At 34.7% G+C, this 13,173-nt stretch carries 11 protein-coding genes and 1 pseudogene; 7 read left to right on the top strand and 5 right to left on the bottom strand.

Going from position 1 to position 13,173, the window contains the following annotated elements:
* Positions 1 to 158 precede the first annotated feature (158 nt).
* Positions 159 to 821: a potassium channel family protein gene (locus GMB29_RS18280; protein WP_136351396.1), complete on the top strand. Its 663-nt coding sequence runs from the start codon at positions 159 to 161 to the stop codon at positions 819 to 821.
* 59 nt (positions 822 to 880) lie between these two features.
* Here the strand turns inward: GMB29_RS18280 and rnjA are convergent, their stop codons facing one another.
* Both rnjA and GMB29_RS18270 read right to left on the bottom strand, forming a co-directional pair.
* Positions 881 to 2,548: a ribonuclease J1 gene (gene rnjA, locus GMB29_RS18275; RefSeq protein ID WP_136351395.1), complete on the bottom strand. Its 1,668-nt coding sequence runs from the start codon at positions 2,546 to 2,548 to the stop codon at positions 881 to 883.
* 5 nt (positions 2,549 to 2,553) lie between these two features.
* A complete protein-coding gene (locus GMB29_RS18270; protein ID WP_136351394.1) occupies positions 2,554 to 2,763 on the bottom strand; it encodes a DNA-dependent RNA polymerase subunit epsilon in 210 nt (69 codons plus the stop codon).
* A gap of 558 nt (positions 2,764 to 3,321) precedes the next feature.
* Between GMB29_RS18270 and GMB29_RS18265 the strand changes: the two genes are divergently transcribed.
* On the top strand, positions 3,322 to 4,095 hold the full coding sequence (locus tag GMB29_RS18265; RefSeq protein WP_136351393.1) for a Cof-type HAD-IIB family hydrolase: 774 nt from the start codon (positions 3,322 to 3,324) through the stop codon (positions 4,093 to 4,095).
* Between the two features lie 171 nt (positions 4,096 to 4,266).
* Here GMB29_RS18265 and def read toward each other — a convergent pair whose 3' ends face one another.
* Positions 4,267 to 4,821: a peptide deformylase gene (gene def, locus GMB29_RS18260; RefSeq protein WP_136351392.1), complete on the bottom strand. Its 555-nt coding sequence runs from the start codon at positions 4,819 to 4,821 to the stop codon at positions 4,267 to 4,269.
* A 361-nt stretch (positions 4,822 to 5,182) separates the two neighbouring features.
* A pseudogene (locus GMB29_RS28120) lies at positions 5,183 to 5,263 on the bottom strand (YjcZ family sporulation protein); the annotation flags it as partial.
* Positions 5,264 to 5,704: 441 nt separating this feature from the next.
* On the opposite strand from GMB29_RS28120, the gene GMB29_RS18250 reads away from it, so the two are divergent.
* The 5 genes from GMB29_RS18250 to lpdA all read left to right on the top strand — a co-directional run bounded on the left by GMB29_RS18250 (position 5,705) and on the right by lpdA (position 11,971).
* Positions 5,705 to 6,385 (top strand): YkyA family protein, encoded by a 681-nt coding sequence (locus GMB29_RS18250; protein ID WP_136351390.1) that lies wholly within the window; start codon positions 5,705 to 5,707, stop codon positions 6,383 to 6,385.
* Between the two features lie 623 nt (positions 6,386 to 7,008).
* Complete coding sequence (pdhA, locus tag GMB29_RS18245) at positions 7,009 to 8,124, top strand: pyruvate dehydrogenase (acetyl-transferring) E1 component subunit alpha (RefSeq protein WP_136351389.1); 1,116 nt, start codon at positions 7,009 to 7,011, stop codon at positions 8,122 to 8,124.
* A gap of 3 nt (positions 8,125 to 8,127) precedes the next feature.
* Complete coding sequence (locus GMB29_RS18240; RefSeq protein WP_136351388.1) at positions 8,128 to 9,105, top strand: alpha-ketoacid dehydrogenase subunit beta; 978 nt, start codon at positions 8,128 to 8,130, stop codon at positions 9,103 to 9,105.
* 118 nt (positions 9,106 to 9,223) lie between these two features.
* Positions 9,224 to 10,558, top strand: coding sequence for a dihydrolipoamide acetyltransferase family protein (locus GMB29_RS18235; RefSeq protein WP_136351387.1), 1,335 nt, complete (start codon positions 9,224 to 9,226; stop codon positions 10,556 to 10,558).
* A 3-nt stretch (positions 10,559 to 10,561) separates the two neighbouring features.
* Positions 10,562 to 11,971 carry a dihydrolipoyl dehydrogenase gene (gene lpdA, locus GMB29_RS18230; RefSeq protein ID WP_136351386.1) on the top strand — a complete coding sequence of 470 codons (1,410 nt, stop codon included), beginning with the start codon at positions 10,562 to 10,564 and terminating at the stop codon, positions 11,969 to 11,971.
* Positions 11,972 to 12,124: 153 nt separating this feature from the next.
* On the opposite strand, the gene GMB29_RS18225 is transcribed toward lpdA, so the two are convergent.
* On the bottom strand, positions 12,125 to 12,499 hold the full coding sequence (locus tag GMB29_RS18225) for a hypothetical protein (protein WP_136351385.1): 375 nt from the start codon (positions 12,497 to 12,499) through the stop codon (positions 12,125 to 12,127).
* Positions 12,500 to 13,173: the final 674 nt, after the last annotated feature.

The following is a 13,173-nucleotide window of genomic DNA, read 5'->3' as shown; positions in this document are numbered from 1 at the left end:
ATTTGTAGATGATAGGTGGAATCGAAAAGATATAGCTTTTTCATGAAAGTGTTTCTACAGTTAACATGATGATCACTATATATAAAATTGAGATTTTATGGTAAGATTTTTGTGTTAAAGATGCGGCTTGCGCATTTTATATGAGCGGAGGTATAGTGATGAAAAAAGAATTTGCAGTAATTGGTCTCGGTCGATTTGGGGGTAGTATCTGCCGCGCTCTTAGTGAAGAGGGTCTTGAAGTAATGGCCATTGATACAGATGAAGATAAAGTGAATGAATTTGCCAATATTGCTTCACATGCAGTTGTTGGGGATACGACAGATGAAACTGTTTTAAAAAGCCTTGGGATTCGTAATTTTGATCATGTCATTGTTGCAATAGGAGATAACATTCAAGCGAGTATCCTTACAACATTAATTCTTAAGGAATTAGGCGTTAAAGATATTACAGTTAAAGCAACAAATGATTACCATGAAAAAGTACTTTCTAAAATTGGAGCAGACCGAATCGTTCATCCGGAAAGAGATATGGGAAGAAGAATTGCTCACAAAATCATTTCAAATAATGTATTAGATTATCTAGAGCTTTCTGATGAGCATAGTATTGTTGAGATCGTCGCAAATGAAAAAATTCATGGGAATTCAATCATTGACTTGGATATACGTGCTAAATACGGGATAAACATAGTTGCAATGAAGCGAAACAGAGATATTATTGTTTCACCGCAAGCAAATGAAATGATTAAAAAAAATGATGTTTTAATCGTAATTGGAGCAGATACAGATATAAATCGGTTCGAAAAGCGTTTATTAGGAGATTAAATAAAAAGAGTGAGGCTGACATTTCGTCAATCTCACTCTTTTTTATTTTATATTATTTCTTATACTTCCATAATAATTGGGAGTATCATTGGACGGCGTTTTGTTTTTTCATATAAGAAAGGTGCAAGTGTATCTGTTATCTCATTTTTAATTTCAGACCACTGGCTCGTACGACGTTCCATTATTTTAGATAAATGCTTTGTGATAAGTGATTGTGCATCATTAATTAAATCACCTGACTCACGCATATAGACAAATCCTCTTGAGATAATATCAGGTCCTGCTGATATTTTAAAGTCCTTCATATTAATGCTAACTACTACGATAACGAGTCCTTCTTCAGAAAGAATACGACGATCACGTAATACGATATTGCCAATATCCCCAATACCACTTCCATCGATATATACTGATCCAGATGGGATTTTTCCAGCGACACCTACTTCATTATCACCGATAGCCAATACTTCGCCATTATCCATAATAAAACAGTTCTTTTCTTCAACACCACAATCTACGGCTGTTTTTGCGTGCGTTTTTTGCATGCGGTACTCACCGTGGATTGGCATGAAATATTTAGGTTTCATTAAGCGGAGCATGAGTTTTTGTTCTTCTTGGCTACCATGACCAGATGTGTGAATGTCATTAAATGGACCATGAATAACCTCTGCACCAGCACGGTAAAGCTGATTAATTGTTTTGCTGACGCTCAATGTATTACCTGGAATAGGTGAAGAAGAGAAAACAACATTATCACCAGGAATGATTTGAATTTGACGATGTGTTCCATTAGCAATACGAGAAAGTGCAGCCATTGGTTCGCCTTGACTACCAGTACATAAAATAGCTACACGATGTGAAGGCATACGGTTAATTTCATGTGCATCTACAAATGTATCTTTTGGACAGCTGATGTATCCTAAATCTTGTCCGATTTGAATGGCAGCTTCCATGCTTCTTCCGAATACTGCGATTTTTCGACCATGTGTAACGGCTGCCTCAACAACTTGCTGCAGACGATGGATGTTGGAAGCGAATGTAGCAAAAATAATCCGCCCATCAACTTTACGGAAGATTTCATTGATGCTATCACCAACTCGTCTTTCTGACATTGTAAAATTAGGTACTTCACTATTTGTACTATCAGATAATAAGCAAAGTACACCGTCACGGCCAATTTCAGCCATTTTTGTTAAATTTGCCGGCTCGCCAACTGGTGTAAAATCAAATTTAAAGTCACCTGTATGTACAATGTTACCTGGAGGTGTTTTAACAACAATTCCATATGAATCTGGGATACTATGTGTTGTTCTAAAAAACGTAACAGATGTTTTTCTAAACTTTATAATGTCATCTTCTTTAATTTCGATTAATTTCGCTTGGCGTAAAAGTCCGTGCTCTTCAAGTTTGTTTCTTAATAAACCAAGTGCGAGTTTTCCACCATAGATTGGAATATTAACTTGTCGTAATAAATATGGAATACCGCCAATATGATCTTCATGTCCGTGCGTAATAAATAAACCTTTGATTTTGTCTTCGTTTTTTGATAAATACGTGTAATCTGGAATAACATAATCAATACCAAGCAGCTCGTCTTCTGGAAACTTAATACCAGCATCAATAAGGACGATCTCATCCTGGAATTGCACACCGTACGTGTTTTTACCGATTTCACCAAGTCCGCCTAATGCAAAAATGGCAACTTGGTCATTCTTAACAAATTTCATAACAATCAAATCTCCAATACTTTGTAGTTTTCACTTTGTTTTTCATATTCTAAATATGCTCCATCTAATGGTGAAACAAATTCGATATTATAAGGACGGTCTTTTAATTTAGAACGAACTTCCCCTTCAGTTTTTCCTTCAATATAAAGAGTGTTTGTTCTTTCACGAACAGGAACCTCTGTAATCTTATCTTGATAGTATACTTTAAAAATCATTTACCAAATCTCTCCTTAACTACCGTTTGTTAGACTAACTTTTTCTATTATATGCGATATTTACGTTCAAGCCAAGTCTAGAAGGGATGTGTTCATTCATCTATATAAGTAATAAACAACTTTTATTTTTTAGTTATCTATAAAATGTTATTATAATTGATAAAATTGGATTAGTTTAGTTTAATTTACCTAAAAAAGTAGGCTTAAGCAATTGTTCGGCGTTTTAATAGATGCTTCCATTGTTTTCTTATTGATTTTTTTAACCTTTTTAACATATTTATTACCTCCTGTTTCTTAAATAGGGTGTCTTTATTACACATTAAGGATGTGTAGACATTAACCGTCCAATATCTATATTTTCCCTGTTAGTATATGTAGTGTTCATTTAGATTTACATGGATATTCGTGGAAAAAATTTGGTTTTAACTTAACAATATTATTTGCTTGATATAAATAACTTCGCTAATATGGTAATTGGTTTACAAAAAACAATTTATATAATTCGTATTTAAAAAAGATTAGTCAGGTTAACACAGTAAAAAATGAAGGAGCTTGTATATGGATGAAAAAGTAATATTTTTTGATATTGACGGAACTATATTAGACCATAATAAAGAAATTCCTTCCTCAACGAGAGATGCAATACAAATGCTTAAAGATCATGGACACCATGTTGCAATTGCAACAGGTCGTGCCCCATTTATGTTTGAAGATTTACGAAAAGAACTCGATATTCACTCGTATGTTAGTTTTAATGGTCAATATGTTGTTTTTGAAGACGAGGTGATATTTGAGAATCCATTAAAAAAAGAAACACTGGAGAATCTTTTACAATTTGCAGATAAAGAAAATCATCCACTTGTGTTTATGAGTGAAGAAGATATGATGTCGACAACAGGTGAGCACCCATTTATTGAACAAAGCATGGGGAGTTTAAAATTTACACACCCAAAAGAAAACCGTCACTATTATCGTGAGAAAAATATTTATCAAACTCTACTTTTTTGTGAATCTGCCGAGGAAGAACGATATCAACATTATTCAGAACTAAAGCTTATTAGATGGCATGAATTGTCTACAGATATATTACCTGTAAATGGTTCAAAAGCTGAGGGTATTAAGCAATTAGCTAAGAGGTTAAACATAGATCGTGAAAATATATACGCATTTGGCGATGGATTAAATGATTTAGAAATGATTGAATATGTCGGTACAGGGGTAGCAATGGGGAATGCAGTTCAGTCATTAAAGGAAATTGCAGATTATATAACAAAGCCAGTTAATGAAGATGGTATTTTATACGGGATTCAACAATTAGAACTTGTAAAATAAGAAGGGTAAGCCCTTCTTATTTTTATGGAAAAAAGTACACGTTTTTTGAAATTTAGTTGAATTCTCTTATAACGCCGAAATCCCTTGAAAATTGAGATTTAGTTAGGTAATAGGCGCAAAAGAAACACATGAATGCATTAAGATTTACAGTATATTTAGATATTTACTTGTTTATCGATCAATCGCAATTGCATTATCAGGTTCCTGAAAAGGGTTTTCACTATTAATATGATCATAAAACATAACACCATTCAAATGATCGATTTCATGCTGAAAGACAATAGCTAACACACCTTTAAGTCGGATATCAATTTTCTCTCCTTCTATGTTAGTTGCTTTTACACGTATTCTTGCATAACGTGGAACGATTCCTGGAACAGCTCGATCAACAGATAGACAACCTTCTCCGCTTGTTAGGTAACTTTTCTCGACAGAGTGGCTAACAATTTTTGGGTTGAACAGTGCGTAACTATGTTGCACACCTTTTTCATCTTGAGCATAGATTGCAATCATTCTTTTTGCAACATTAATTTGCGGTGCAGCAAGTCCAATACCTGGTCGTAAACCATACTTTTTGGATATTTCAGGATCTTGACTATTTTTTACATATTCAAGCATCTTAGATAATGTATCTTTGTCATGATCTGAAGCTGGAAAAGGAACCTCCTCTGCTACTTTCCTTAAGGTAGGATGACCTTCTCTAATAATATTTTCCATTGTAATCATGATGTAACACTCCTTAACGGAACAATAATTGATATATTTGATTATATAGGAACATACGTAAAACGAAAAGATTTCAGTACTTTTCTTCCAATTATGTGTATGTAGGAAGGCAAAGAGCTAACAAATAAGTATTGGCCAAAAGCCAAGTGAATTTTATTTGTTAGCTCATTTTTTTAGGTTTTTTTCACAAACTTTGTTGCTGTTTACCAAGTATTGCGATGTGGTTAATTTCAGCGGGGAGGGTGGCGAGCCTCCTCAGTGTAATCGCCTGTTGGGTCTCACACTCCACTACAATCAACCTTAAATAAATGTCGTTTTAAAAGTAACAATCTCTTAAAAAAGAACCATTTTTTAAAACATCTTAGTAATTAAAATAAGTAGCACCGACAATAATCAGAAGAATAAACAGAACAACGATTAATGCAAAGCTATTTCCATAACCGTAAGTTGGAGCTGCATAACCGTGACCGTAGTTACAACCACAATCGTAATGATACATTTTTAACAACCTCCCCGTGATCATACGCCATATGACGTATAGTACACACTATTCAACTAGTTCATTTGTGTATAGACAAAAGCCCAGTATGAATTTTATTTATTTAGTTCTAAAGGGTAGACAAGCACATAGGATGTAGTAAATGCCATTAATCATAACTGATAATAATCCAATTCAAAAAAGCGCCTTTTATAATAAAACGCGTTGATCATTTAAAAATGATCATGGTATGACATGATGTCTAAGTTAACGTAATAGTCACAAATTTTGACTTTTATAATTAGACGTACATATTTTTTTATATAATGAAAATCGATAGGTAATTGTAAAAAATGTCAGAACAGCTTATAGTAGAAATTGTCTGAGCGTAAGGGGGAAAATGATTTGTTCACATTTAGGAAAAAAAAGACGTTACGTGTATTTTTAGTATCATGTATTCTATTAACCTTTCTATCCGGTTGTTTAGGTCCATCTCCAGAAGAAAATATTTACACAACATTAGAAAAAGTTGTCACGCTAGAGGAAGCATTTAATGATCAGCAGAAGCCTTTACAAGAGCTTGAGAAAAAAGAATCTGATCTTTATAACCAAATTATGGATCTTGGTATGAAGGAATTTGATAAGGTAATTTCCTTGTCAAAAGAAGCATTAACTCTTGTGGAAGAGCGTGAAACGAAAATAAACAAAGAGTATGAAAGTATGATGTCGTCAAAAGAGGAATTTGCTAAAATTGATGAAGAAATTGAAAAAATAAAAGACGAAAGCCTTGCAAAACAAGCTTCAAAATTGAAAACGACAATGGAGAATCGTTACAGCACATATGAAAGTTTGTATGATGCATATAAATCTTCCATTTCCCTTGATAAAGAGCTTTACACGATGCTTCAAAAAGAGGATTTAACACTTGATGATCTAGAATCTCAAATTAAAAAGGTAAATGATTCTTATAAAACTGTTATGGAATATAATGAAATATTCAATCAAACAACAGAAGATTTTAATGAGTTAAAATTAGAATTTTATAATCAAGCAGAGTTGAATGTAGAAGGAAGTAAATCACAATAAAAAAACCTAATCATGCGATTAGGTTTTTTTATTGTGATTTTTTAGAGAAAGAAGAATCTCCATATTGGATTGTTTTTTGAAAAGTCCTTCTTTTTAGAATAGAAATCTGTATCATAAAGAATGTAACAGTTTCTGTTTTTGTAGTAATACAGATTTAAAGATGCGTGAGTTTTTATGTATAAGGCTAAAGAAAATATTTTTAAAAAATGGTATATAAACTAATTGACGGACAAGAAAAAAATGGTGTAAACTTGTTATTGAATTAAAGAAGGTTGTATTAGTGTATACATAAATAAAACTAATACAGAGTGAACTGAAAAGTTCTTTACAGCCATTCCATTGAGTTTGTCTTTTTTAAATCTCATGAATGGGTATTAGTAAGGTAGGTTTGAATTCAAAAAAATTGTGTCAACCATCATAATTTAGGGTAACCTAATGCTGTGCATATTGGAATTCTCTTACTAAATACGAAAATAGTTCAGGTTAAATAGCAAGTAGACATTCAGTCAATTGATAAATTGGCAGATTTTACGAAGCACTGTATCACGATATGTTGCTCGCAAATTCTACACGCCTATTTACTTGAACAATACTCTTAAAAATGGAAAGGAAGAGGTTATAAAATGGCTGCAAAAACTAAAAGCGCTGTTGTTGATAGTAAGAAACAGTTTGAAGCTATTTCTAAGCAGTTCGAAACATTACAAATTTTAAATGAAGAAGGTCAAGTCGTAAATGAAGCGGCTATGCCTGATATTAGTGATGAACAGTTAAAAGAACTTATGCGTCGTATGGTTTATACACGTATTTTAGATCAACGATCAATTTCATTAAATCGTCAAGGCCGTCTAGGTTTCTATGCTCCAACAGCAGGTCAAGAAGCTTCGCAACTTGCTTCACAATTTGCGTTAGAAAAAGAAGACTGGATTTTACCAGGATACCGTGATGTTCCACAAATTATTTGGCATGGCCTTCCACTTTATCAAGCTTTCTTGTTCTCACGTGGACATTTCCATGGTAACCAAATGCCTGAAGGTGTAAATTGCCTATCTCCACAAATCATTATTGGAGCTCAATACATTCAAACAGCTGGTGTTGCACTTGGTTTGAAAAAGAAAGGTAAACAAGCTGTAGCAATTACTTATACTGGTGATGGTGGAGCGTCTCAAGGTGATTTCTATGAAGGAATTAACTTTGCTGGTGCATACAAAGCTCCTGCGATCTTCGTTGTTCAAAATAACCGTTATGCAATTTCAACACCTGTTGAAAAACAATCTGCTGCACAAACAATTGCGCAAAAAGCAGTTGCTGCTGGTATCGTAGGTGTTCAAGTTGATGGTATGGATCCATTAGCTGTTTATGCAGCTGTTCGTGATGCTAGAGAACGTGCGATTAATGGTGAAGGCCCAACTTTAATTGAAACATTAACATTCCGCTATGGTCCACACACAATGGCTGGAGATGACCCAACACGTTACCGTACGAAAGAAACTGAAAACGAGTGGGAAGCAAAAGATCCTTTAGTTCGTTTCCGTAAATACTTAGAGGCAAAAGGTATCTGGAACGAAGAGGAAGAAAACAAAACAATTGAACAAGCAAAAGAAGATATTAAAGAAGCGATTCAAAAAGCTGATAAATATCCAAAACAAAAGGTAACGGACTTGATGGAAATCATGTACGAAGAAATGCCTTATAACTTAAAAGAGCAATATGAAATTTACAAAGCAAAGGAGTCGAAATAAGCCATGGCACAAATGACAATGATTCAAGCCATCACTGATGCATTGCGCACAGAGCTAAAAAATGACGAAAACGTCCTCGTATACGGAGAAGACGTTGGCGTAAACGGTGGCGTATTCCGTGCAACGGAAGGACTTCAAAAAGAATTTGGAGAAGATCGTGTATTTGACACTCCTCTTGCAGAGTCTGGTATTGGTGGTCTAACTGTCGGTTTTGGTTTAACAGGATTCCGTCCGGTAATGGAAATTCAATTCTTCGGTTTCGTCTACGAAGTAATGGATTCATTAAGCGGACAATTAGCACGTATGCGTTATCGTTCTGGCGGACGTTGGACAGCTCCAGTCACAATCCGTTCTCCATTTGGAGGTTTCGTACATACTCCTGAGCTTCATGCTGATAGCTTAGAAGGTCTAGTTGCACAACAACCTGGATTGAAAGTTGTTATTCCTTCAACTCCATATGATGCAAAAGGACTTTTAATCTCTGCAATTCGTGATAACGATCCAGTTGTCTTCTTGGAGCATATGAAATTGTACCGCTCATTCCGTCAGGAAGTTCCTGAAGAAGAGTACACAATTGAAATCGGTAAAGCTGATGTAAAACGTGAAGGTACAGATTTATCAATCATCACTTATGGTGCAATGGTACATGAGTCTTTAAAAGCTGCTGAAGAGCTAGAAAAAGAAGGCGTATCTGTAGAGGTTGTAGATCTTCGTACAATTAGTCCGTTAGATATTGAAACAATTATCTCATCAGTAGAGAAAACAGGTCGTGCGATCGTTGTACAAGAAGCACAAAAACAAGCTGGTATTGCAGCAAGTGTTGTTGCTGAAATTACAGAACGCGCAATTCTTAGCTTAGAAGCTCCAGTAATGCGAGTTACTGCACCTGACACAGTTTATGCATTTACTGAGGCAGAAAATGTTTGGTTACCAATTTATAAAGATATTATTGAAACTGCTAAAAAAGTAGTGAATTTCTAATACTAAAGTATGTTATTCGTCAGTATTTAATTGACGGTAAAAGAAACCTGAAGCTTTTACCAATTGGTAAAGCCAGGTTTTCGTCATGATTTTTAAAATCTTAAGGAGGTAGAATGATTTGGCATTCGAATTTAAATTGCCTGATATCGGTGAAGGAATTCACGAAGGTGAGATCGTAAAGTGGTTCGTTAAAGAAGGCGATAAAGTTGAAGAAGATGATGTCTTAGCAGAAGTACAAAATGATAAAGCTGTTGTTGAAATTCCATCACCAGTTAAAGGGACAGTTACGAAAGTAAATGTTGAAGAGGGAACAGTTGCAACAGTTGGTCAAACAATCATTACTTTTGATGCACCAGGTTATGAAAACTTGAAATTTAAAGGTGATCATGGTGATGACGAGCCTAAGTCTGAAGAAAAAACAGAAGCTCAAGTTCAAGCTACTGCAGAAGCTGGTCAAGATCTAAATAAAGCAGAAGCACCTAAACAAGAAAAACAAGAAGGTGTACAACCTGAAATTGAAGTAGATCCAAACAAGCGTATCATCGCTATGCCTTCTGTTCGTAAATACGCTCGCGAAAAAGATGTTGATATTCGTCAAGTATCTGGAAGCGGCAAAAACGGTCGTGTGTTGAAAGAGGATGTTGAAACATTCCTACAAGGTGGCGGTGTAGCATTAACTGAAGAAGCTCCAGCAGCACCTGAAGAAAAACAAGCTAAACCTGCAGCAGCAAAAGCAGCTCCAGAAGGCGAATTCCCAGAAACTCGCGAAAAAATGAGCCCAATTCGTAAAGCAATCGCAAAAGCGATGGTTAACTCTAAACATACTGCTCCACACGTAACATTAATGGATGAAGTTGATGTAACAAACTTAGTTGCTCACAGAAAACAATTTAAAAGTGTTGCAGCGGACCAGGGTATTAAGTTAACATATTTACCGTACGTGGTGAAAGCTCTTACTTCAGCTCTTAAAAAGTATCCGGTTCTTAATACTTCACTTGATGATAAAACAGAAGAAGTTGTTCAAAAACATTATTTCAACATCGGTATTGCTGCTGACACTGAAAAAGGTCTATTAGTACCTGTTGTAAAAAATGCAGAACGCAAGTCTGTTTTTGAAATTTCTGATGAAATTAATGGACTAGCTACAAAAGCTCGTGATGGTAAGCTTGCTCCAAACGAAATGAAAGGTGCTTCTTGTACAATCTCTAACATTGGTTCTGCTGGTGGACAATGGTTTACACCTGTTATAAACCACCCAGAAGTTGCTATTTTAGGAATTGGACGTATTGCTGAAAAACCTGTTGTTCGTGATGGAGAAATTGTAGTAGCTCCAGTTCTTGCTTTATCACTAAGCTTTGATCATAGAATGATCGATGGTGCTACTGCACAAAATGCTCTTAACCACATCAAGCGTTTACTTAATGATCCACAACTAATTTTAATGGAGGCGTAATCGATGGTAGTTGGAGATTTCCCGATTGAAACAGATACTCTTGTCATAGGAGCAGGTCCTGGTGGATATGTTGCAGCAATCCGCGCTGCTCAATTAGGACAAAAAGTAACAGTAGTTGAAAAAGGTACATTAGGAGGAGTTTGTTTAAACGTAGGTTGTATTCCTTCTAAAGCATTAATCTCTGCGGGTCACCGCTACGAAACAGCAAAACATTCTGAAGATATGGGAATTAAGGCTGATAACGTAACAGTTGATTTCTCAAAAGTTCAAGAATTCAAAGCTGGTGTCGTTAAAAAATTAACTGGCGGTGTTGCTGGATTACTTAAAGGTAATAAAGTTGACGTTGTTTATGGTGAAGCATATTTCGTTGATAACGAAACAGTTAAAGTTATGGATGAAACAAAATCACAAACGTACAAATTTAAAAATGTTATTATTGCAACTGGATCTCGTCCTGTTGAAATCCCAGTATTCAAATACTCAAAACGTGTAATTGATTCGACTGGTGCTTTAAATCTTCAAGAGATTCCAAAGAAACTAGTTGTTATTGGCGGGGGCGTAATCGGAATCGAGCTTGGTTCTGTATATGCTAACTTTGGGACTGAAGTTACTTTTATTGAAGCAGCTGATGATATCTTAGCAGGCTTTGAAAAACAAATGACTTCACTTGTTGCACGCGGCCTAAAGAAAAAAGGCGTAGAAATTTTCACGAAAGCTTCAGCTAAAAGTGTTGAAGAAAGTGAAACTGGCGTTAAAGTAACATTTGAAGTAAAAGGTGAAGAAAAAACTATCGATGCTGATTACTTGTTAGTATCTGTTGGACGTCGACCAAACACTGATGAGCTTGGTTTAGAGCAAGTTGGAGTTGAAATGACTGAAAGAGGAATCATCAAAATTGACAAACAATGCCGCACAAATGTTTCAAACATTTATGCGATCGGTGATATTGTTGAAGGTCCTCAATTAGCTCATAAAGCTTCATATGAAGGTAAAATTGCTGCAGAAGCAATTGCTGGAGAAAAAGCTGAAATAGATTATTTAGGTATTCCTGCTGTTGTCTTCTCTGAACCTGAATTAGCAACTGTTGGATATACAGAAGCACAGGCAAAAGAAGAAGGTCTTGAAGTAATTGCTGCTAAATTCCCATTTGCTGCTAATGGTCGTGCATTATCGCTTAATGACACAGATGGATTCTTAAAGCTTATTACTCTTAAAGAGGATGGCTTAGTTATTGGTGCGCAAATAGCTGGACCTAGTGCTTCGGATATGATTTCAGAATTAAGTTTAGCAATTGAAGCTGGAATGACAGCTGAAGATATTGCTATGACAATCCATGCACACCCAACACTTGGTGAAATTACGATGGAAGCTGCTGAAGTAGCAATTGGTTCGCCAATCCATATCGTAAAGTAATATAATATCTCATAAAAATAATCCTTGGCCTATATTGGCCAAGGATTATTTTATTAATAGGAAAATACCCCTAATTTCAAATCCAAACAATGAACATTCAAAATTAGGAGATACTTTAAAATATTTAATTAAGATAACCAATTGATTTCTAACTTAATGGGACAAAGCATCAATAACAGGTTTCATAATCTCTTCTTTTGTAAAGACGTCCCCTTCTATTTGGACTACAATTTCCTCATGTTTTACAACGAGAAGGGAAGGATATATATCTACCTCATACTGGGATTTATTATTGTTATCAGTAATAATCCTCATATTTTCAAATTCTTCAGGAAACTCTTTCCTTATATCTAGTAATGCATCATAGTAGACTGCTTCTCGATCAATATTGTCATCATCAGAAAAAAACAATAACTGCTTATCTTGAGGAAATTCTTTATCAATTTCACCTTGTGAAAATGCGCCATTTTGACATGAAGAAAGAATAAAAACCAAAATAATGAAGGCAATGAGTATTGATCTGTTCATCCTTACCCACCTCTTTATAATAGTTTAAATAGGTCTAATTCATTATGTAAAAAACACGTATATAGAGCTATAAATGAACATTCAACTGTTAAATTACACCTATTTTAACATATTAATTGAATATTCTTCCTCATGTCACTTAATTGTTACATAAATGAAAAATATATAGTAGATGCTTCATTCAAAAGCAATATAAATTACATGATGATAATTGTAAAAATATTCAATTAAAATAACGTACAAACAATTGATGTATCTCATTTTGAAAGCATAGACTTAATACATGGCAATGTATTGTGAAAGGGGTATTTTTTAGTATGAAACGAACCTGGAGCGTTTGCTGTTTTCATTTTTTTTTATGGAGTGGATATAGCGTAGTAGAATGGCTCTCTAAGAAGGACGGTATAGCAGCAAAGCTCATTTTACTCATTATGTTTTATTATTTGGCTTATCTTATTGCTTTTACATTCATAAAAACAAGAAAAGGTGCAATTTTCATTTCGTGTACAACACTCTTCTTGTTTTTAGTTGGGCAAAAAGCTTTCAATTTGGGGGTTTTTAACTAATCCAGTTTTGAACCCAGGTATTTTTCTCATTGTATTCTACCAATTTGAGTGTTTCCAAGCCCATGTATTTACTATTCCAAAAAGTAGCTGCAATAACGATTATGAAAA

The organism is Metabacillus sediminilitoris (assembly GCF_009720625.1).
GTDB classification, from domain to species: Bacteria; Bacillota; Bacilli; order Bacillales; family Bacillaceae; genus Metabacillus; species Metabacillus sediminilitoris.
Note: the sequence above shows the minus strand (reverse complement) of the source record. Positions and strands in the feature narration are given on the sequence as shown.